This window comes from Brevundimonas sp. FG8 (assembly GCF_057808845.1).
The window spans coordinates 21,182-40,633 of sequence record NZ_JBMDIU010000011.1 but is presented as its reverse complement, the minus strand read 5'-3'; the positions used below and the strand labels follow the sequence as shown (position 1 = coordinate 40,633).

The window sequence follows — 19,452 nt, the reverse complement described above, 5'->3', positions numbered from 1 at the left end:
ACGAGGATGAGACCCAGAACGGCCAGCGCGGGTCGTTTGGTGTTGGACATCAGGAACCTCGTCCGGGGCTATTGGGCGATACAGACGCAAAGGGGACGCGAACAGGCAGGTCGGGCCGACCCGCTGAAACCTCCCCGGTCAGGCGGTCGCCGCCCGGCGCCGGTCCCAGAACGGTCGATCCGTCCAGCGCTGCTCCATGCCGTACCAGGCCGCGTGATGCGCCTTGTAGGCCGCCCAGACCCGGTTCACATCCGCCGTATACTCCGCGCCCGCTCCGGCATCGCCCTCCAGCATACGGTCCGCCGTCTCCGCCGCCGCAAGGCCGGTGTAGAGGGCGTTGAACAGGCCCTGCGCCGACAGGGGATCGAAGGCGAGGGCCGCGTCACCGCAGGCGAGCCACCCCTCCCCCGCCGCCTGTTCCAGACGCGCGCCGCGCGCCGTGCAGTAACCGTCAGAGGTGATGTCCGGCGTTGATCCGAACAGCTGTCCCAACATCGGCAGGCTCCGGGCGCGCGCCAGCAGCCCCCCCGAGGTTCGCACGGCCCGCGCGGCCGGAAGGTCGGCGTCCGTGTGGAACGCCAGCAGGGCCTCGCCGCCCGGCAGGGGCGCCGCGTACCACCAGCCATCGGCCTCGGCCTCGATCTGGGTGACGCCCGCCGGAAGCGCCCCGCCCGCCGTTCGAACCCAGGCGCAGACCAACCGGTCTTCCATGCGGCGGCGCGCGCCGTGGCCCGAGAGCAGGCGGGACGAGCGGCCCGAGGCGTCGATCACCAGCCGCGCCCATACCTCGGTCACACCCCCTGCATGGGCGAGACCCATGCGCCAACCCGAACCGTCACGATCCAGCGTGATCAGCCGGGCCGGTGCGGCCTGCGCCGCCCCCCGCACAATCGCCGTCGCTCGCAAACGCTGTTCGAAGCGAACCCGGTCCAGATGCCAGCCATGGCCGTCGGGATCGCCCAGACTGTGACGCTCGACCGGCTCAGGTCCGCCCCACGCCCCGCGATGGACATGACGGGGCGCATGGCCGTCGGCGACGAAGCCGTCCCACAGCCCCATGTCGATCATCAGGCGATGGGCGGCTCCCGGGAGAGACTCACCCACCCGGGGACGGGGCGCGGCCCAGCGGTCGACCAGCAGGGTGCGGCGGGTCGGCGCGAGGTTCAGGGCCGCCGTCGCCCCGGCCGGCCCCGCTCCGACGACGACCACATCAAACCGTTCCAGCCGACTACTCGAACTGGACCGGCAAGCCCTGCGGGAAGCGGCGGAACTTGTCGATCCCGGAGATGTCGATCGGCCGGGACGTGCCCGGCGCGCCGGCGTGGACCGCGCCCTCATGCGCCGTGGTCTTCAGGCTGCGCTGGCCACCGTTCTTCGGGATGACGTCCTTGATGGTCCTGCGCCGGTCCTCGACCTCGATCGTGTCAGGGAAGGCGTCGGTATCCTTCGGACCGTCCCGGACCTCGACCACGCCCAGATGGTCGAAGTGCAGGATCATGTTGTTGATCTGGTCGGTGTAGCTGCTGGTCCCCAGAGGATCGACCCAGGCGGCGCGGTTGGCGAAGGCCGCGCGGCGCTCCGACATCGGGCGCGTTTCATCCATGACGATGTCGTAGTTCTCGCGGCTGAGAACCTCATCCGGCACTCGCGCCGGCCAGAAGGCAGGCACGTAGGGATCATAGGTCGGGTCGTAGCCGGACCGGCAGCTGGCGGTGTCGGTCTGCCACGGCACAGCCATCCAGCGGGTGATGCCGCCGGGCGTCTGGGCGGCCAGCGGGCCATTCGGCATGCCCAGGGCGTCGCTGGTCAGCACCTCGCCCATCTGGGGCGGAATCCAGTCCGTCATGGCGTGGGCGAAGCGGAACGGCTGCATGTACATCAGCTTGTTGCGCACCGGCCAGGTCATCTCGCAGCCGGGATGGAAGGCGTCCGCCAGACAGAAGTCGAGCGCGGCCTTGGTCAGGACGTCGCCCTGGGCCTCCAGCGGGACCTGATCGATCCCGGACGGCGGGATGTGTTCCGGATCATAGTCGTCCCGGAAGTCGCCGGCCGCCCACTGGTCCAGCATGGCCAGCTGGCAGTCGCTGAGCGTGCAGTGCTGGCGCGGGGTCGGCGCCGGGGGGATCGTCATGGCGTCGCCATACAGCCAGGGCCAAGGCTTGGGCGACCATGAATCGACGTCGAAGCGGCGGAAGGCGTTGGCGAGTACCCGCCGGACTTCCTGCATGGCCGGTCCCCGGTCGTTGAGACGGGCGATCGCTTCGGGCGTGCTGAAGTCGAACGCGCCGCCCCAGCCGAAGCCCGCCGCGAAACCGGCGTTGACCCATTGCAGGCCCGCCAGACGCTGGAAGATCGGAAGGATGTCATGGGTGAAGGAGGGCTGACGCGGCGCCGGAAGCGTTCCGGCCTTGATCGCCACATCGCGCATGAGATCCCACATGGTCCGCACGGACTGACGTTGCGGACCATAGTTCGGCGGCGCCACCACCACCCAGGCCGGAATGACCTCCAGGTCCGTACCGCCCAGACGAACCCGGGCGTTGACCGGGCCGTCAGACACGTCGTCGTGCCAGCCTTCATTGTTGGCGAAGGTGATCGCCCAGGTCCCGTCGCAGGACGCCGAAACGCCGTGACCGCCGAGGACGATCAGGCGGCCGGCCTCATCGGTGGAGACTTCCCCGAGATAGACCGGCTTGCCCATGAACTCGCCAGTGTCAAACGCCTCGGGCCCCGCGCTCCGCCCGGAGACGGACCGCGATCCGGGCGTGATGGCCAGGCTGGAGCGGTCCGAAATCGCCGCGTTGCGGAGGGTCGTCGGCGGGGCCGAAGCGGCCTCGGGGATGTCCATCGCCAGCTGGAAGCCGTACCAGGCGGACTTGGTGTTCGCCAGTTCGACCGACCACTCGATCTCGGCGTCGTCGGCGCCGGTCAGTTCACGGATGATCCGCCCCTCGGCGTTGACCCCGTAGACACGGAACCGGGCGGCCTGACGCTTCAACCGGCCGTGCCTGTCGCGATAGGCGCCTTCGGGGAGGGGTGCGGGATGCGAGGTCTCGGGCCCCAGAAACCACTCGTCCGGGCTGTTGCCGACACGGGCGACGCCGATCGCCGGATGAATCACCGCCTTGACGATGCAATCGTCCGGCGGGGTCTGCGGCTTGAGCGGCGCGCGCGGCTGATCGGCGTCCCTCAGCGGCTGGCCGTTCGCCTCGTGCCGGGTGTCGGCGCTGGCCGCATAGACGGCGCGGCGGACAGCCGCGATGGACGACTCCGGAACCGGCGCCTGCTCGGGTGGGACCCGGAAGATATTGAACGCCAGTGACTGCCCGTACTCGGCCTGACCGCGCGCGCAGACGTCCTGCCGCGGGATGACCAGCGTCGCCACCTGGATGAAGGGGCTTTCGTCCTCGGGCCATTCAACCGTGGCTTCATCCAGCGGCATGGTCTCCGGATTGGTCCGGCGCTGGACCATGAACCGGAAGCGGTACTCGTCGTGCGACAGACGCGCGGCCATGTCGGCGGCCAGATAATCGGCCGCGTCGTTGGACACGTTCTCCGGCGGAGTTTCCGGGTCGAGACGATATTTGACCGCCTGCGCCTGACCGGCGCCGAAGGGCAGGATGCCCCAGTAGGTCGTGGTCAGGACACTGCCCTCGACCTTGGCCATCTCGTTCAGGATGTGGTTGGTCCGGGGGTGATGCTTCAACCAGCCGGGATAGTCGCCCTGCACCACGCCCGCGTAGGTGAACTCGCACATCGTCTTCGCGTCATCGACAAAGAAGACCGGGTAGTTCTGCATGATGAAGTCGGCGGTCTCGCCCTCGCCGCCCCAGGCCTTCTCGCCGGGGACGCCGAAGACCTTCAGTCCGATCCCGATGGTCGACTGAAGGTCGGGCGAGGTGGGGGAGGTATCGCTGGAGAACCGCATCCACGCGGTCAGCCTGTCGTGCACGAACACCCCGACCTTCAGGTCATCGGGAATGTCCCTGAGCATCTCCAGACGGCCGTGGGCGACGCCATGCAGCTTGCGGAAGACGGGTCGTTCGGCCGGGGTCTGCCCCAGACGGATGCGCTTCTTCTGCCCCATCTCGACGAACATCTCGATCAGGCGGTTGATCGGGTCCTCGGCGCAGTTGAAGCACGGCGGAATAGGCTTGTCGCTCATGGTCATGTCCCCCCTCAAGGCAGGACATGGAGGCACGCATTAGTACGTCCCGTCAACCATTATACACGCTAAAGTAGGACGGAGAGCATCCGGGCGGATCATCCGGAACGCTCCCCAGAACCTGCCCCCGAGCCGCCTATTCGACGCGGGTGGCGTGAACGCCGCGGCGTTCGAGGATGGACTGGACGCTGTCGTCGCCCGCGAGGTGGGCCGCGCCGACGGCGATGAAGACCGTGCCCGAGCCGTCAAGAAGGGTCTGAATCTGGCCGGCCCAGTTGGTGTTCCGGTTGGTCAGCATGGCGTCATAGACGGTCTGGCTTTCCGCCTTCATCTCGGCGACGGCGAGTTGCTCGATCCCGGCGACGTCGCCGGCGGCCCAGGCGTTGACCAGTCGGTCCAGCTCGACCGTGGCGTTGTCGTAGCTCTTGAGCGTGCTGCGCAGGAAGTCGAGCTGGGCGTCGTCCGGCAGGCCCGCGATGATGCCGACCTGTTCCTCCAGCGTCTCGAAGCCGTGGATCGGCTTGCCGGCGGCCATGGCGCGGCCCTTGAGGACGAGTTCGACGCCCGATTGCGGGTCATAACCCGCCTTGATCAGCGGGGTGACCGACAGGGTCAGGCCCGCCAGCCAGGGACGGAACATGTTCAGCTGGGCCATCGGCAGGCCGACCGAGGCGGCGGCGGCTTCGAGGTCGGCGTTCTCCTCGGCCGTCAGCAGGCTGGACAGGGGCGTCTGGGGCGCCAGGCCGAGGCGCTGGATGATCGGCACCATCGCGGCCTGATCGTCGGGATTGGAGATCTCGAACCAGATCTGGTCGGCGCTGTCGAAAGCGGCGTCGACGCGGTCCGTGGCCCAGCCGGTGGTCGGGCGCAGAACGTGGACGGTGCCGAACAGATAGATGGTCGAGTCCGCGTCACGGATGACCCAGAGAGCCGGACCGGCGCCCTCAGCGCGGGGGGCGGCGGCGACCGGGGCGGCGGTCGGGGCAGCGGTCTGGGCGAAGACCTGGGCGGGCTGGAAGGCGACGGCGGCGGCGAGACCGAGGCCCATGGCGACCCCGAGGGCGTTGCGGCTGGTCGTGGCGACGGCGGAGGTAAGGCGGGACACGAGGGTCATCGGAACGATTTCCTTGAAGGCGGTGTGGATCGAAAGGCGAAGGAATGAGGGCCGGTCAGGCGAGGCCGCGACGCACGGTCACGACCATGGACACCACCAGATAGACGCCCATCAGGACGACGTAGATGTCCCAGGCGGTGATGGGCGGGGCGGCGGCGAGGCGTTCGGCGGCGGCCCAGACGAACAGCAGCCCCTGCCCCAGCCAGAAGGTCAGGGCGCCGGCCTCGACCACCACGCGGCGGAACAGCTCATCCACCGAGCGATAGAGGCGAAGGTTCAGGGCCGTGTGCAACAGGAGCAGGGCGACAATGACCGCGAGGGCAAGCGGCGGCGCGACCTCCAGACCGGACAGGACCATAGGCAGCGGCAGGATGACGGCCGACAGGCCCATGACGGCGGCCTGGGTGCGGGCGGCGCGCACCTCGTCATCCCCGGCGGGCCCTTCCAGCCGGAGCAGCTTGCCCAGAGACGCGCGGTTGAAGGTGCTGAACACCGCGGCCAGACTGGAAATGAGCATGATGGCGCCGAGGAAGCCGGCCGCCACATCGGCCCAGCGCAGGGCGGAGGTGTCGAACTGAAGCCCCGGGAAGAGCCGGTAGCCGAACTGACCGACGCCGTAGCCGACAACGCCGGCGACGAAGCCGATGCCGAACAGTCGGACGGCGTGGCGGGTCCACTCGGGCGTGTCCGCGGGGAAGAAGCGGGCCATGGCTGTCTCCTATTCCGAGAAGATGGATTCGATGGGTTGTTCGAAGACCCTGGCGATCTTGAAGGCGAGCGGCAGGGACGGGTCGTAACGCCCGGTTTCGAGCGCGTTGACGGTTTGGCGCGAGACACCGAGAGCCTCGGCCAGATCGGCCTGACTCCAGTTGCGCTCGGCGCGCAGGACCTTGAGACGATTGTTCATTTCCGGGCCCTCACCGACGCTGCGCCCACCACACCAGCCAGCCGATCGAATAGCCGACCAGCAGGAAGGTGAGGGTGAGGGTCATGCCGAAGGCGAAGACCTCATTCGTCGTCAGCCCGGGCAGAAGAGGCGCGTCCTCGCGCGACAACAGGGTCAGGAGCACCGCGCCGCCGACGGCCATGCCGGAGCAGCCGCCCCACCACCAGGCCCATTTGTGGGCCTCGCGCGCGGCCTCGTCGATGCGGCGCCACCACCAGACGCACAGCCCCATGGCGATAGCCATGGCGGCGCCGTTCACCAGCAGGTTGACGATGAAACCGGTCATCCCGCTCAGGCCGTCCGTCAGGACGCCGGCGACGCCCGCGAACGCGCCGGCCAGACCGGACAGCCCCATGATCAGCAGAAAGGCCTTTGGTCCCGCGATCGGTCGTTTGGGTTTGGCGGACGACGCCATGACAAGCTCCCTCGTCTGTTTGACAAGGGTGTTTTACAGTCAGCGCCGCGCGTGTCAAGCGCCCTTGTCAGATCGACGGAGACTTTGTTCTAGTCGCCCCGGGTCAGGCTGAGACGGTCGCTTTCCGTCAGCTCCGGTCGACTGAGCGTCCGGGGCGATTGCTCGACGGGCGGCAGTTCCGCGATGTCCTTGCCTTCGTGGTCCACTTGCAGGTCCTCGAAACGACGCGCCGAGACCATGACCTGGCTCTCCAGCGAGCCGACGAACTGATTGTATTTGCCGACGGCCGTGTCGAGCGCCCGCCCGACGGCCGCGGCGTGGCCGCCCATGACCGACAGGCGCTTGTAGAGTTCCTTGCCCAGCTTCGCGACGTCCTCGGCGTTCTTCGCCTGCTCCTCGGCGCGCCAGCCGTAGGCGACCGCCTTGCACAGGGCAAACAGGGTCGTCGGGGTGACGATGACCACGCGCGAGGCCATGGCGTCGGTCAGCAGGTTCGGCTCGTGATCCAGCGCGGCGGCGAGGAAGGCGTCGCCGGGGACGAACAGGGCCACGAAGTCCGGACTGGGCTTGAACTGATCCTGATAGGCCTTGGAGGCCAGCTGACGCATGTGGGTTTTCAGGCTGGCGGCGATGCGGACCGAGCGTGCGTGGGCGCGGGTGTCCTCGTCCCCCTGATCTGCGCTGTCGTCGAACGCCAGCGGCACCTTGGCGTCGATGACGAACATGCCGCCGCCGGGCAGGCGAACGATGAAGTCGGGGCGCTGCTGACGGCCCTCGTCATTGGCCGACGAGTTCTGCTCCTCGAAGTCGAACCGCCCGGCCATGCCGGCGGCTTCCAGAACATTGCGGCAGGTCTGCTCGCCCCAGCGACCGCGACGGCCGGTGTTGCCCCGCAGCGCCTCGGTCAGCTTGCGCGCCTCGTCGCGCGTGGCGGTGGAGGCGGTCATCAACTGGGCCAGCTGCTCCTTGAGCCCGCCGGTTTCCTCGGCGCGGGTCTTCTCCAGAGCCGCCACCTGCTCCTGAAACAGCTTCAGGGTGTCGGCGACGGGCTTCAGCTGGGCATCCATCCGCTGCTGGGCCAGAAGCTCGCGGTTGCGGAAGGTCTCATCGGTGCGCCTCAGCATCTCCTCGGCGACGGTCCGGGCCGATTGGGCGGCCTGGGCGCGCAGGAGCTCGGCCTGGGTCGCGGCCTGGTCCTCGGCCAGATGCAACCGTGCCTCGGTGGCGGCGAAGCGCTGGGACAGATCCCACGCCCGGGCGTCGGCGGCGGCGGCCCGGCGGCGCTCCATCAGGGCCCATGCGAGCGCGATCAGGGCCACAATGGCGGCGGCGACGAGGGACACGAGCGAAGCGTTCATGCTCCGTTCCTTACCGGGAGTCGGGGACGACGGACAGGGCCGCGGAACGAGACGGCGGAGACGGTGGAGACGCGTGAAATACACCGTCTATGCCGTCTATCCCGTCTATCCCGTCTATCGGGGCGGACAGACTTGAGGCGCGGGGCGGGGCGGGCTGCGGGCGTCATGTCGACAGTCTGCACCGCCGGTACGTCATTTCTGGACGTATCGAAACTGAAGACGGCGGCCCCGCGCGGAGCCGCCGTTCAGGAACAGGCGCGCGGTCCGGTCAGCGGTTGTTGGCCGCCACCCCGTCGCGAGAGGCGATCAGGGCCGAGACGTTGATGTCGGAGCCGACCACGCAGGTGCCCGCGCTGAGCGGGCAGATGCCGAGGGTGCGCTCGATCTCGCGCAGGCGCACGACCTCGGGGTTGGAGCGAATGGATTCGGCCAGCAGACGGTTGGCCTCGGCCTGACCGCGCGCCTGGGCGATGCGGGCCTCGGCGTTGGCGCGTTCGAGGTTCACGCGCTCGAGCGCGGCGCGGGTGTTCTGCTCGGCGGTGGTGCGCGACTGGATCGCGGCCAGAACGCTTTCCGGGTAACGGATCGAGCCGACCCACTCCATGCGGATGATCTCCAGCCCCTGCGGCGTCCATTCACGTTGCAGGGCCTGCATGGCCTTCTGCAGCACGATCTGGCGACCGGGGCCGATCAACTGGCCGGGGCAGTCGTCGCTGTCGGGCGTGCCCGCGGCGACCGGCTGGCCGCCCGGAACGACGACAGGCTGGATCTCGGCCTGCGCCGACTGCTGTGCGTTGCAGGCGACCGGCAGCTTTTCCGTCTCACGGGCGATGGCGGCCCGCACCGAGGTGCGCAGCGGGCCGTCGATGAAGGCGTCGTACTCCTGACGCCAGGTCGCATACAGGTCGGCGGCCTTGTCCTCACGCACGCGGAAGGTCAGGGCGACGTCGGCGGTCATGGGCAGGCCCAGCACGTCGGAGAAGGTGATCTCCTCGTTTTCACGACCGTCGGAGTTGGGCTCGCGCGTATAGCTGTAGGTGCGCTGGAGCGTCTGGTAGGTGCGGATCTTCTCGCCGATGCCTTCCCAGTGGAAGCCCGGCCCGAGTTCGGCGCGCTGAACGCCGGGGTTGGGCCCGAATTTGGTGGTCTTGATGCCCATATAACCGCTCTCGACCGTGACGCTGCACGACGAGACGGCGCCGACGCCGACCACGATCAGCACGAGGATCAGGACGACCATGCCGATGGTCCGTCCCACCTTCGATCCGCCGCCGGTGGGCAGACGGGGGATGTTGCCGAACGCATTGGTCACAGGGCGTCTCCGTTGTCCTTGAGGCGGTCGGCCGCCCAGCGCCAGAGCCGCCACCCGGCCCAGACGAGAATGAGGATGCCGCCGATCCCGACCACCGAGGCGGTGATGAGGCTGCCGGCGAAATGGGCTTCGAGGATCAGGGGGACCGCATAGCGGATCAGGAAGATGAAGCCGATGACCAGGGCGCAGATGCCCGCCACCAGAACCAGAACCACCTTCATCCGCTCACTCCCCCAAGCCGCGACAATGGAGCCTGTTTGGGCGGGCGCTTCAAGCGGTCATAGGCGATCATCGCGCCGTGCGACGATGTGGCGAGCGTCAGGCCGGGCGGCGGGCCCGCAGGGCCTGAACGATGGTGCCGTCGTCCAGCCAGTCCAGTTCGCCGCCGACGGGGACGCCGCGCGCGAGACTGGTGATCTCCACGCCGGACCCGGCGAGGCGTTCGGCGATGTAGTGGGCCGTGGTCTGGCCGTCGACGGTGGCGGGCAGGGCCATGACGACCTCCCTCGCCTCACCGCCGCGCACGCGCCCGACCAGTTCGGCGATGCGCAGGGCGTCGGGGCCGACGCCGTCCAGGGCCGAGAGGAGGCCGCCAAGCACGTGATACTTGCCGCGGAAGGCGCCGGATCGTTCCATGGCCCAAAGCGCGCCGGCCTCCTCGACCACGCAGATCAGGCCGTTGTCGCGGGCGCCGTCGGAACAGATGGAGCAGGGATCGCGGGTGTCGGGCGCGCCGCAGACGCTGCACGAGACGACCTTCTCCGCCGTCTCGGCCAGCGAGGCGGCCAGCGGGACCAGAAGCTGCTCGCGCTTCTTCAGCAGGGCCAGCGCCGCGCGGCGGGCCGAACGCGGTCCCATGCCCGGCAGTTTGGACAGCAGGCTGATCAGGCGTTCGATTTCAGGTCCGGCGGAGGCGGCCATCAGGCTTTCAACCAGTAGGGTGAGTCCGGCCCGAGGCCGACGGCGTGGAAATAGTCGAGCCCGGTCCGGATCGTCCGGTCCCCTTCGGCGTCCATCCTGGCATTCCAGGGCCGCCAGGCGGGGTCGGCGACCTCATCATCCGCCGGGGGGCGAACGTGGACGGTGAAGGAGGGGTCGCTCACCCCGGCGCTGATGAAATAGAGCTGGGCCTCGGCGAGGCTGACTGTGTTGGCCCCACCCCTGAGCAGGGGCGAGGCGAGCTGAACGGGATCGTCCTCCCACCAGCAGACGCGACAGATTTCATAGCCCCCGGGCCCTTCGGAGAGGGTGCGGTAGCCGCAGCACGCGCAGGTCACCCCCCCGAGCCCGTTCATCAGAAGAGCTTGGGCATCCCGGGGATGTTCATGCCCGCCATCGGACCGGCGGCCTCGCGCATCAGGGCGGCGTTGACCTCGTCCAGCTTGCGCTTGGCGTCGGCGTGGGCGGCCACGATCAGGTCGGCGAGGATCTCGCCTTCGCCGGGGACCAGCAGGCTGTCGTCGATGGTGACGCCGGTGATCTCGCCCGCGCCCTTGAGCGCGACGGTGACAAGCCCGCCGCCGGACGAACCGGACGCGGAGGTTTCAGCCATTTTGGCTTGGGCGTCCTGCAGACGCTGCTGCATCTGCTGGGCCTGCTGCATGAGGGCGTTGAGGTCTTTCATGCCCCCTAGATAGGCGGTTCAGGGCGCGGGCGACAGGGGGGTCGATCACCGCCGGACAGCTATCCGTAACAGAAAATGTGACAGAGCCCCTTGGCGGCCATGCCGCGCCCTCCTATTTCGCACCTACTGCTGTTGCAGTTTGAAATTCTGGAGGGACCATTCGATGGCCTTTGACGCCCTGACCGACCGCGACGCCCCGCTTTCCGAGGCCGCTCTCGCCCAACTCTTCACCGAAGCGCGCACCCGAAACGGCTGGACAGACCGTCCCGTGCCGGAAGCCCTGCTTCGCAAGCTGTACGACCTGACCAAATTCGGTCCGACGGCGGTGAACAACACCCCGGCCCGCTTCATCTTCGTGACCTCGCCGGAGGCCAAGGCGCGCCTCGTGCCGCTGATGGCCGAGGGCAACCGGGCCAAGACCGCCCAGGCGCCCGTCACCGTGATCATCGGTCAGGACCTCGACTTCCCCGAGACCCTGCCGACCCTGTTCCCGCACGCGCCCGGCGCCAAGGACTGGTTCGCCGACGAGGCGATGCGCCGCGAAAGCGCCTTCCGCAACGCCTCGCTGCAGGGCGGCTATCTGATCCTCGCCGCGCGGGCGCTGGGTCTGGACGTCGGCCCGATGTCGGGCTTCGACCCCGCGGGCGTGAAGGCCGAGTTCTTCCCGGACAACAACGTCGAGCCGAACTTCATCATGAACATCGGCTACGGCAACGACGACAACCTGTTCCCGAGGTCGCCGCGTCTGGCGTTCGAGGAGGCGTCGCGGATTCTATGAGGCGGCAGGCAGCAGGATTGGGATCAGGCGGTAGCGGGCAAACCCTTCCTGCTCACTGCCGCCTGCTCACTGCCGGCTAGTCTTCCTCGTCCGCCTCGTCCGGGATCACCGGCAGTTCGATGGGGTCGGCGAGCTTGCGGATTTCACCGATGCGGGCGCCCGGGAAGGCGTCCATGATCGCCTTCACGAAGGGATCGGCCTCGACCTCGGCGCGCTCCTCGGCGCGCTTGCGCTTGTCGATCTCGATGATGGTTTCGCCGCCGCCCTGACCGTTGGCGGCGATCAGCCAGGTGCGGCCGGTCCACTCCTTCAGGCGACCGGACAGGCGCCGGGCCAGATCGACCGGCGCGCCCTGCACGCTTTCATAGGTGATGGCGCCGGGCTTGAAGGCCACGGGGCGGACGAAGCGCTGCACGTCCATCTGCAGGCCGACCTCGCGCTTCTCGCCGATCAGGGCGACGACCTGTTCGAAGGACTGGGGGTCCGGCAGGGCGGGCGCGGCCATGGGGCGGACAGCCAGTTGGGCCGAGGCGCCGCCCCCTCCCCCGCCGCCGACACGCTGGCCGGAGCCGGGGCCGCCGCCGACAGGCTCGCCGTCGCGCAGGGCTTTCAGCGCCTCCTCCGGCCCCGGCAGGTCGGCGGCGTAGGCCAGACGCACGATGGCCATTTCCACGGCGTCGGCGGGATTGGGCGCGCGGCGCACCTCGTCCAGCGCCTTGAGCAGCATCTGCCAGGTGCGCGACAGGGTCCCGGCCGAGATGACCGCGCCCAGCGCCGTCAGCTTCTGGGCCTGATCATTGGGCAGGCGGGTGGCGTTCGGCCCCAGCATCTTGGCCACCGAGGCGGCGTGGCAGTGCTCGAGCAGGTCGTTGGTCACCTGCACCGGATCGGCGCCGAAGCCGTAGAGGGTGCGGAACAGCTCCAGCGCCTCGGGCGTGCGGCCCGCCATGATCGCCTCGAACAGGGCGATGGTCTGGGTGCGGTCGGCCAGACCCAGCATGTCGCGCACGACCGTGGCCTGCACCGTCTCGCCGCGTTCACCCTGCACCAGCGCCTGATCCAGCAGGGACAGGCCGTCCCGGACCGAGCCTTCGGCGGCGCGGGCGATCAGGGCCAGGGCCTCCTGCTCGATCTTCATGCCCTCGCGATCCGCGACGCGGCCGAGGTGCTCGACAAGGATTTCCGGCTCGACGCGGCGCAGGTCGAAACGCTGGCAGCGGGACAGGATGGTCACCGGCACCTTGCGGATTTCGGTGGTGGCGAAGATGAATTTGGCGTGGGGCGGCGGCTCCTCCAGCGTCTTCAGCAGGGCGTTGAACGCCTGCGTCGACAGCATGTGGACCTCGTCGAGGACGTAGACCTTGTAGCGCGCCTCGACCGGGGCGTAGCGGACGCTTTCGAGGATGTCGCGGATGTCGTTGACGCCCGTGTGGGAGGCGGCGTCCATCTCCATGACGTCCATGTGCTGACCGGCCATGATGGCGGCGTCGTGCCGGCCGTGGGCCGTCAGCTCCAGCGAGGGCCGGTCGATGACGTCGGTCTCGTTGTTCAGGGCGCGGGCCAGCAGGCGGGCCGTGGTCGTCTTGCCGACCCCCCGCACGCCGGTCAGCATGAAGGCGTGGGCGATCCGCCCCGTGGCGAAGGCGTTGGTCAGGGTGCGCACCATCGCCTCCTGCCCGATCAGGTCCTCGAAGGTGCGCGGACGATATTTGCGGGCCAGCACCTGATAGGCGGCGCCGTCATCCTCGGCCGGTTCGCCGGCGGGCGCGGGCTTGGGCGCGGCGGGCGGCGCGGCGGCCTTCACCGGCTCAGGCGCGGGAGCCGCCTCGGGCGCCGGAGCCGGGGCGCCGAACATGTCGTCGGTGTTGGGGTCGCGCTCTTCCACCGCCTCGGGGGCGTCTTCGTCCCACGGAGGGCCGTCGAGGTCGGGGTCGGTATCGCTCATACGCCCGTCTTAACCCGACGGAGCGCCGGGGCGAAGGGGGCGCGACGAGGGAGTTGTGGGCGGTCTGGCGCCCTTCCACCACGCGATGCGCGGTCCCCCTCCCCAAAGGGGGAGCAATGATCCCGCGCTCAAGCAGCGAGCGACCGCGTCGCGAGCGTTAGAGCACTTCAAATGTCAGGAAAGGTGGAGACCGCGACCCGAAGGGGAATTCGTTGTGGCTGCTGCCTTCCGGCCCTGACCAGATTGGCGAAGCCTTCGCCCGCGATCTCCGAGACGAGATATGGCGGTTTGGGCTCGCCGATGCAAGCGTGGGCTTGCTAGACAGGACGGCATGCCCCTTTCGATCCAGAACACGTTCGCAGGCAATCCGCTCGACCGGGCGGGGGACAGACGAAACGACCCGGCCTGGCTGGCCGAGCAGGAGGCCAATCCGGAAGCACTGGCGCTGGTGATGTGGCAGGGCAGGCCGCTGGTCGAGGACCATGCGGACGGGCCGCGCCTGCAATGGCTGTCGCTGGGCCACGCCCGCGACGTCGTGCCGGACCGGGAAGTCTTTCTGGGCCTGTGGAAGGAGGCTCCGGTCTTCGCCATTGAAGTCGAAGGACCGGTCGATCCGGCGGCGGGACCGCTGCAGGGGCTGGGCGCCTTCATGGACATGCGCGAGGCGGCGGGCGTGCTGTCCGCCGCGGACGCCGCCATGGCGGGACTGGCCAAGAGCCTGTTCGACTGGCGCGCGCGACATGGCTTCTGCGCCGCCTGCGGCCACGCCAGCGACACGGCTTCGGGCGGCTGGAAGCGCATCTGCCCGGCCTGCAAGACCGAGCATTTCCCGCGCGTGGACCCGGTCACCATCATGCTGGTCATTCATAAAGGCGGGACCGAAGACCGCTGCCTGCTGGGCCGTCAGGCGGCCTGGCCTGAGGGCCGGATGTCCGCGCTGGCGGGCTTCCTTGAACCGGGCGAGAGCATCGAGGAAGGCTGCGCCCGCGAGATCGCGGAAGAGGCGGGCCTGACGGCGACGAAGGTTCGCTACCACTCCAGCCAGCCCTGGCCCTTCCCGTCCCAGCTGATGATCGGCCTGTTCGCCGAGGTGGACAGCGACGACGCCCGCCCGGACCAGACGGAGCTGGAGGCGGTGGCGTGGCTGACGCGGGCGGAAGCCGCCGAGGTGCTGGCGGGGACGCACCCGACCATCAAGGCGCCGCCGCGAGTCGCCATCGCCCGCACGCTGATTCAGGCGTGGGTGGATGGGTTTGATGTCTGAGTGAGGGATTAGGGATTTGGGATTAGGGATTAGGCTCGATCAACTTCAAGAAAGCTGATTTCGCGCCATGATTGTTCGCCTTGGTTTGGGAGCGAACAAAGATGGCGCAATCGCATCGAGAGCTTGCGGTCTGGCAAAAGGGGCTCGACCTCGCATGTCTGGTTTACGAACTGACCCGCCAGATGCCGAAAGAAGAGATGTATCGGATGTCCGGACAAATCGTCCGATGCTCAGCGTCCATCCCTGCCAATCTGGCAGAGGGCAACGCCCGGAGCACACGACGCGATTACGCGCATTTCGTCAGCATCGCGCGAGGGTCAGCAGCCGAACTCGAGACGTTCCTGCTGATCATCAAGCGCCTCGGCCTCGCACCCGCCGGCACTGTCGATGATCTTCTTTCGCGGACCGAGGAAGTTGGGCGAATGCTGACCGGTCTCAGAACCAAGCTCGCACCTAATCCCTAATCCCTAATCCCTTACCGCCTGTTCCCGCGCCGCCTCCAGATCCGCCGGATTGTCGACCGACAGGGGCGCCTCGTCGATGACGGCGGCCCAGATTTGCAGGCCCATTTCGAGCGCGCGGAGCTGTTCCAGCTTTTCGCGCTTCTCCAGCGGCGACGGCGGGGCGGCGCAGAATTTCAGCAGGGCCTCACGGCGGTAGCCGTACAGGCCGATATGCCGCCAAACGGGGGCGTCGCCGTACAGGGTCGAGCGGGTGAAATAGAGGGCGCGGCCATGGCGCTCGCCCTCGGACAGGGCCAGCACGGCCTTGACCACATCGGGGTTGGAGCGGTCGGACAGATCGGCCTCCGGCGCCACCAGGGTCGCGATGTCGCACTCCGGCTGACCGTGCAGCAGGGCGGCGCAGGCGGTGGCGAGGCCGGGGTCGGCGAACGGCATGTCGCCTTGCAGATTGATCACCGCATCGAAGTCGCCGTCCGGGTCGATGGCCTCCAGCGCGGCGCGGATACGGTCCGAGCCCGACGGCAGGTCCGGATCGGTCAGGACGGCGACGCCGCCGATGGCCTCGATGGCGTCCACGATCTCCTGATCGCCCGCCGCCACGGCGACCTGAAGTCCCGACAGGGCGGCCTGTTCATAGGCCCGCACGATCATCGGCTTGCCCCCGATATCGGCCAGCGGCTTGTTGGGCAGACGGGTCGCCGCCATGCGAGCGGGAATCATTATCAGCGGATTCATCGGTCTGCCTCGTTGCCTGCGACGCCGGACGCGCCGAAAGGTCGCTCCGGGCCGGTTGCGAAGGCCGCGCTAGCGTGTAAGAGACGCCCACGCAAGAATTCGCCCGCCGTTCATTCGGCCGGGCCCTAACTTACGGGATGCGACGACGCGATGAGCGGCGATCTGAAGTGGAACAAGATTTTCGGCGCCGCTCTGGCGGTGGGCCTGGTCATCGTCGGCGTGCAGCAGGTGACCGGCGCGATCTACCACACCGAGGCCCCTGAAAAGATGGGCTACTTCGTTGACGCGCCGGAAGAAGCCGCCGGCGGCGCCGAGGAAGTGGTGCTGCCGCCGGATTGGGGCACTGTCCTGCCGGCCGCCGATCTGGCCAAGGGCGAAGCGGCCTTCGCGCGCTGCCAGGCCTGTCACAACATCGCCTCCGGCGGCCCGGACGGGATTGGTCCGAACCTCTACGGCGTCGTCGGCGGCCCGGTCATGCACCGCGCGGGCTTCGCCTATTCGGACGCCATGAGCGCTCACAAGGCCGAGGCGCCGACCTGGGGCTACGACCAGCTCGACCAGTTCATCACCGCTCCGGCCCGTTACGTGCCGGGCACCAAGATGTCGTTCGCCGGTATTCGCGACCAGCAGACCCGTATCGACCTGATCGCCTGGCTGCGCTCGCAAGGCTCGGGCGGCTTCGCCATCCCGGCGCCGGATCCCGCGCGCCAGCCGGGCGCCGCCGCTCCGGCGGAAGGCGCGGCTCCGGCCGAAGGCGCCGCCGCCACGGAAGCGACGGCTCCGGCCGCTGAAGGCGCCGCTCCGGCGACCACGCAGGCGACCCCGGCGGCCCCGCCCGCCGCGACCAGCGCTCCGACCGGAGGCTGAGGTCGGTCGCAGATACGGAAAGGCCCCGCCGGCGACGGCGGGGCCTTTTTCGTTGGGGTCGTCCCGCCGATAGCTTCAGGGACTACAGCCTTCTGAACACCGCCGTCCCGAATCCGTCCGCCGCATAGCGGGCCTCGGCTTCGGCCAATCCCTCGACGACCACCGCGCCGTGGTGGCCGGTGGCGTGCAGGACGCGGTCGGCGTCGAGCAGGATGGCGGAGTGGCCGTTCCACGGTCCCAGATCGTCGTGCAGCCAGACGACCAGATCGCCCCGGCGGGCCTCGGCGCGGGCGACTTCAACGCCCAGTTCGGCCTGCTGGTCCGGATAGCGGGGCGCGGCGCGACCGCAGGCGTAGAGGGCCTGCTGAACCAGACCGGCGCAATCGGTCCCGCGCGAAGTGCGGGCGCCGGGGACATGGGGCACGCCCAGCAAGCGCTCGGCCACGGCGACAGGATCGTTTTCGAAGTCGCCGACGGGCTGGAAGCCGGGGTCCTCGCCCTCGATCACAAGGGCGTTCAGCGGCAGGGCGGCGTCGACGGCGGCGACACGGGCGGTCGGCAGGACCGCGCCCTCGGTAAGGTCCGCGCGGGCGACCCAGCCGACCACGCCGTCGCGGCGCGCCCGGCCCCACAGGCGGTCGCCGTCGGCGTCCAGAACGTCGAAAATCTCACCGAAGATCAGCTGATCGACGCGCGCGCCGGTTTCGCCGCTGACGTCGGCCACCGGCGCGGCGCAGCGCATGGGCCGGGTCGCGCGATAGGTCGCGGCGGGGACAACGCCCTCAAGCGCCTGCTCGGCCAGATCGGGCCGGGCCAGCGTCGTGCGGGGGTCCAGAATGTCGGCGGCTGCGGTCAAACAAGGCTCGTCCGGTTGAGCCGGTGTTATAACGCGCGGTGGTGGAGGGGCGGTTAACGCGGCCCCGGAGGGAGGGATTAGGGACTAGGGATCAGGGATTAGGCTGACGGAGCCCGTCCCAAGCCGCCCGAGCGACCCTCCCCCCCTAATCTCTGATCCCTAATCCCTAATCCCTCACCCGAAGCGACGGCGCAGCATCTCGAACGACGCCCGCAGGCCCTGAGCCTCACCGCCTTCGGGCCAGCCGGGGCGGGCGCGGGGGTTCCAGGCGAAGATGTCCATGTGGGCCCAGGCGCCGGTTTCGGGCGCGAACTTCTGCAGGAAGAGGGCGGCGGTGACCGAGCCGGCCTGCGCCCAGGCGGCGGGGTCGTTGCGCAGGTCGGCGATCTCGGCTTCCAGCGCGGGCTTGTAGCCGGGCCACAGCGGCATACGCCACAGGGGGTCGCCGACATCCTTCGCGGCGCTGAGCATGTCCGCGGCCAGCACCTCGTCATCCGTATAAAGCGGCGGCAGCTCCGGTCCCAGCGCCATGCGGGCGGCGCCGGTCAGGGTGGCGAAGTCCAGCGTCAGGTCCGGATTGTGCTCGGTCGCGCGGGTCAGGACATCGGCGAGGATCAGACGGCCCTCGGCGTCGGTGTTGCCGACCTCGATGGTCAGGCCCTTGCGGGTGTTCAGGATGTCGCCGGGGCGGAAGGCGTCGCCGGAGACCGCGTTCTCGACCGCCGCGACCAGGACGACCAGACGCACCGGCAGCTTCGCCTGCATGACCAGACGACCGAGGCCCAGCACATGGGCCGAGCCGCCCATGTCCTTCTTCATATTGCGCATGCCCGCCGCGGGCTTGAGGTCCAGACCGCCGGTGTCGAAGACCACGCCCTTGCCGACGAGGGCGACCAGCGGCAGGTCGGTCTTTTCGAGGTTCCAGCCGATCTCGATGACGCGCGGGGCGCGATGCGGGGCGGCGGCGCGACCGACCGCGTGCACCGAGGGGTAGTTCTCGTCCAGCAGGGCGTCGCCGGTGATGACCGAGATCGTCGCGCCCGCGCTTTCGGCGATCTCGCGGGCGATGGTCTCGATCTGCAGCGGCCCCATGTCGGCGGCGGGGGTGTCGACCATCTCGCGCGTCAGGGCGCAGGCGGCGGCGATATCGAGCAGGGGCTGGACCTCGACGCCCGGGACGGCCAGTCGCGCGCCGGTCGCGGGCTTCGTCTTGTAGCGGTCGAAACGATAGGCCCCGAGCGCGAAGGCCAGAGCCGCCTGCGACGCCTCCTCGCCCTCGACGCCCTCCAGACGCCACAGGCCCGGGGGCAGCTTGGCCGACAGGGCGCGGGCGCTGAGCGGATCGAAGCGCTCGCCCGCGCCGAACAGGGCGCCGGTCAGGGCGCCGTCCGCGCCGGGCAACAGAAGTAACTGGCCCGCCTTGCCGGTGAAGTCATTGGCGGAGGCCCATGCGGCTTCGGCTCCCGACAAGGCCGCATCCCTGCCCACCACGCGGACCGGAAGCGCGCCCGTGGCGTCGGCGGTCAGGAGGTCGGGATGAAGAACGGACATGGCGACGGCCTTTGTTAACCAGCAGTTGACGCGGAAGACCGATTCTGTGGCCGACCTT

20 protein-coding genes and 1 other RNA gene are annotated in these 19,452 nt (G+C 69.1%); 4 read left to right on the top strand and 17 right to left on the bottom strand.

From position 1 onward, the window contains the following. Positions 1 to 138 precede the first annotated feature (138 nt). From ACODRV_RS14995 to ACODRV_RS14940, 12 genes are all read right to left on the bottom strand, one after another. Complete coding sequence (locus ACODRV_RS14995) at positions 139 to 1,209, bottom strand: tryptophan 7-halogenase (RefSeq protein WP_205750778.1); 1,071 nt, start codon at positions 1,207 to 1,209, stop codon at positions 139 to 141. 19 nt (positions 1,210 to 1,228) lie between these two features. Next, on the bottom strand, positions 1,229 to 4,165 hold the full coding sequence (locus ACODRV_RS14990; protein ID WP_488908839.1) for a LodA/GoxA family CTQ-dependent oxidase: 2,937 nt from the start codon (positions 4,163 to 4,165) through the stop codon (positions 1,229 to 1,231). Positions 4,166 to 4,301: 136 nt separating this feature from the next. Beyond that, positions 4,302 to 5,279: a TraB/GumN family protein gene (locus ACODRV_RS14985; protein WP_141627856.1), complete on the bottom strand. Its 978-nt coding sequence runs from the start codon at positions 5,277 to 5,279 to the stop codon at positions 4,302 to 4,304. Between the two features lie 55 nt (positions 5,280 to 5,334). Next, complete coding sequence (locus ACODRV_RS14980) at positions 5,335 to 5,988, bottom strand: hypothetical protein (RefSeq protein ID WP_488908838.1); 654 nt, start codon at positions 5,986 to 5,988, stop codon at positions 5,335 to 5,337. Positions 5,989 to 5,997: 9 nt separating this feature from the next. Next, positions 5,998 to 6,186, bottom strand: coding sequence for a helix-turn-helix transcriptional regulator (locus tag ACODRV_RS14975; protein WP_141627858.1), 189 nt, complete (start codon positions 6,184 to 6,186; stop codon positions 5,998 to 6,000). 10 nt (positions 6,187 to 6,196) lie between these two features. Next, positions 6,197 to 6,640, bottom strand: a complete 444-nt coding sequence (locus tag ACODRV_RS14970) for a hypothetical protein (protein WP_488908837.1) — start codon at positions 6,638 to 6,640, stop codon at positions 6,197 to 6,199. Between the two features lie 89 nt (positions 6,641 to 6,729). Then, positions 6,730 to 7,998, bottom strand: a complete 1,269-nt coding sequence (locus ACODRV_RS14965; RefSeq protein WP_488908836.1) for a DNA recombination protein RmuC — start codon at positions 7,996 to 7,998, stop codon at positions 6,730 to 6,732. Between the two features lie 268 nt (positions 7,999 to 8,266). Continuing rightward, complete coding sequence (locus ACODRV_RS14960) at positions 8,267 to 9,310, bottom strand: SPFH domain-containing protein (RefSeq protein WP_488908835.1); 1,044 nt, start codon at positions 9,308 to 9,310, stop codon at positions 8,267 to 8,269. Then, entirely contained in the window at positions 9,307 to 9,531 is a 225-nt protein-coding gene (locus tag ACODRV_RS14955) for a hypothetical protein (RefSeq protein ID WP_141627862.1), read from the bottom strand. Before ACODRV_RS14955 ends, ACODRV_RS14960 begins: the two co-directional genes overlap by 4 nt. Before the next feature lie 97 nt (positions 9,532 to 9,628). Next, a complete protein-coding gene (gene recR, locus ACODRV_RS14950; protein WP_488908834.1) occupies positions 9,629 to 10,231 on the bottom strand; it encodes a recombination mediator RecR in 603 nt (200 codons plus the stop codon). Next, positions 10,231 to 10,605, bottom strand: a complete 375-nt coding sequence (locus ACODRV_RS14945; protein WP_141627864.1) for a CPCC family cysteine-rich protein — start codon at positions 10,603 to 10,605, stop codon at positions 10,231 to 10,233. Before ACODRV_RS14945 ends, recR begins: the two co-directional genes overlap by 1 nt. Continuing rightward, positions 10,605 to 10,934, bottom strand: coding sequence for a YbaB/EbfC family nucleoid-associated protein (locus ACODRV_RS14940; RefSeq protein ID WP_141627865.1), 330 nt, complete (start codon positions 10,932 to 10,934; stop codon positions 10,605 to 10,607). The genes ACODRV_RS14945 and ACODRV_RS14940 overlap by 1 nt, the downstream gene beginning before the upstream one ends. A 163-nt stretch (positions 10,935 to 11,097) precedes the next feature. Here ACODRV_RS14940 and ACODRV_RS14935 point away from each other — a divergent pair, with 163 nt between their 5' ends. Further along, the gene (locus ACODRV_RS14935; protein ID WP_488908833.1) at positions 11,098 to 11,712 is read left to right on the top strand and encodes a malonic semialdehyde reductase; all 615 of its coding nucleotides are present in this window, start codon (positions 11,098 to 11,100) and stop codon (positions 11,710 to 11,712) included. Positions 11,713 to 11,788: 76 nt separating this feature from the next. On the opposite strand, the gene ACODRV_RS14930 is transcribed toward ACODRV_RS14935, so the two are convergent. Both ACODRV_RS14930 and ffs read right to left on the bottom strand, forming a co-directional pair. Beyond that, the gene (locus ACODRV_RS14930) at positions 11,789 to 13,657 is read right to left on the bottom strand and encodes a DNA polymerase III subunit gamma/tau (protein ID WP_141627867.1); all 1,869 of its coding nucleotides are present in this window, start codon (positions 13,655 to 13,657) and stop codon (positions 11,789 to 11,791) included. A gap of 179 nt (positions 13,658 to 13,836) precedes the next feature. Beyond that, positions 13,837 to 13,930: signal recognition particle sRNA small type (ffs, locus tag ACODRV_RS14925), an RNA gene on the bottom strand. 58 nt (positions 13,931 to 13,988) lie between these two features. Here ffs and nudC point away from each other — a divergent pair. Beyond that, a complete protein-coding gene (nudC, locus tag ACODRV_RS14920) occupies positions 13,989 to 14,921 on the top strand; it encodes an NAD(+) diphosphatase (protein WP_141627868.1) in 933 nt (310 codons plus the stop codon). A 101-nt stretch (positions 14,922 to 15,022) separates the two neighbouring features. Then, complete coding sequence (locus tag ACODRV_RS14915; RefSeq protein ID WP_141627869.1) at positions 15,023 to 15,385, top strand: four helix bundle protein; 363 nt, start codon at positions 15,023 to 15,025, stop codon at positions 15,383 to 15,385. 3 nt (positions 15,386 to 15,388) lie between these two features. Here the strand turns inward: ACODRV_RS14915 and ACODRV_RS14910 are convergent, their stop codons facing one another. Next, positions 15,389 to 16,120, bottom strand: a complete 732-nt coding sequence (locus ACODRV_RS14910) for a 3-deoxy-manno-octulosonate cytidylyltransferase (protein ID WP_141627870.1) — start codon at positions 16,118 to 16,120, stop codon at positions 15,389 to 15,391. A gap of 150 nt (positions 16,121 to 16,270) precedes the next feature. On the opposite strand from ACODRV_RS14910, the gene ACODRV_RS14905 reads away from it, so the two are divergent. Beyond that, positions 16,271 to 16,987 carry a c-type cytochrome gene (locus tag ACODRV_RS14905; protein WP_141627871.1) on the top strand — a complete coding sequence of 239 codons (717 nt, stop codon included), beginning with the start codon at positions 16,271 to 16,273 and terminating at the stop codon, positions 16,985 to 16,987. Positions 16,988 to 17,069: 82 nt separating this feature from the next. Here ACODRV_RS14905 and ACODRV_RS14900 read toward each other — a convergent pair whose 3' ends face one another. Both ACODRV_RS14900 and ACODRV_RS14895 read right to left on the bottom strand, forming a co-directional pair. Beyond that, positions 17,070 to 17,843 carry a C40 family peptidase gene (locus tag ACODRV_RS14900; protein WP_240811667.1) on the bottom strand — a complete coding sequence of 258 codons (774 nt, stop codon included), beginning with the start codon at positions 17,841 to 17,843 and terminating at the stop codon, positions 17,070 to 17,072. A 174-nt stretch (positions 17,844 to 18,017) separates the two neighbouring features. Continuing rightward, positions 18,018 to 19,394 (bottom strand): leucyl aminopeptidase family protein, encoded by a 1,377-nt coding sequence (locus ACODRV_RS14895; RefSeq protein WP_488908832.1) that lies wholly within the window; start codon positions 19,392 to 19,394, stop codon positions 18,018 to 18,020. Positions 19,395 to 19,452 lie beyond the last annotated feature (58 nt).

Bases quoted from the DNA above. Each gene is read 5' to 3' on its own strand.
- ACODRV_RS14990 (WP_488908839.1), bottom strand. From the start codon at position 4,165: ATGAGCGACAAGCCTATTCCGCCGTGCTTCAACTGCGCCGAGGACCCG.
- ACODRV_RS14985 (WP_141627856.1), bottom strand. From the start codon at position 5,279: ATGACCCTCGTGTCCCGCCTTACCTCCGCCGTCGCCACGACCAGCCGC.
- ACODRV_RS14980 (WP_488908838.1), bottom strand. From the start codon at position 5,988: ATGGCCCGCTTCTTCCCCGCGGACACGCCCGAGTGGACCCGCCACGCC.
- ACODRV_RS14975 (WP_141627858.1), bottom strand. From the start codon at position 6,186: ATGAACAATCGTCTCAAGGTCCTGCGCGCCGAGCGCAACTGGAGTCAG.
- ACODRV_RS14970 (WP_488908837.1), bottom strand. From the start codon at position 6,640: ATGGCGTCGTCCGCCAAACCCAAACGACCGATCGCGGGACCAAAGGCC.
- ACODRV_RS14965 (WP_488908836.1), bottom strand. From the start codon at position 7,998: ATGAACGCTTCGCTCGTGTCCCTCGTCGCCGCCGCCATTGTGGCCCTG.
- ACODRV_RS14955 (WP_141627862.1), bottom strand. From the start codon at position 9,531: ATGAAGGTGGTTCTGGTTCTGGTGGCGGGCATCTGCGCCCTGGTCATC.
- recR (WP_488908834.1), bottom strand. From the start codon at position 10,231: ATGGCCGCCTCCGCCGGACCTGAAATCGAACGCCTGATCAGCCTGCTG.
- ACODRV_RS14945 (WP_141627864.1), bottom strand. From the start codon at position 10,605: ATGAACGGGCTCGGGGGGGTGACCTGCGCGTGCTGCGGCTACCGCACC.
- ACODRV_RS14940 (WP_141627865.1), bottom strand. From the start codon at position 10,934: ATGAAAGACCTCAACGCCCTCATGCAGCAGGCCCAGCAGATGCAGCAG.
- ACODRV_RS14935 (WP_488908833.1), top strand. From the start codon at position 11,098: ATGGCCTTTGACGCCCTGACCGACCGCGACGCCCCGCTTTCCGAGGCC.
- ACODRV_RS14930 (WP_141627867.1), bottom strand. From the start codon at position 13,657: ATGAGCGATACCGACCCCGACCTCGACGGCCCTCCGTGGGACGAAGAC.
- nudC (WP_141627868.1), top strand. From the start codon at position 13,989: ATGCCCCTTTCGATCCAGAACACGTTCGCAGGCAATCCGCTCGACCGG.
- ACODRV_RS14915 (WP_141627869.1), top strand. From the start codon at position 15,023: ATGGCGCAATCGCATCGAGAGCTTGCGGTCTGGCAAAAGGGGCTCGAC.
- ACODRV_RS14910 (WP_141627870.1), bottom strand. From the start codon at position 16,120: ATGAATCCGCTGATAATGATTCCCGCTCGCATGGCGGCGACCCGTCTG.
- ACODRV_RS14905 (WP_141627871.1), top strand. From the start codon at position 16,271: ATGAGCGGCGATCTGAAGTGGAACAAGATTTTCGGCGCCGCTCTGGCG.
- ACODRV_RS14895 (WP_488908832.1), bottom strand. From the start codon at position 19,394: ATGTCCGTTCTTCATCCCGACCTCCTGACCGCCGACGCCACGGGCGCG.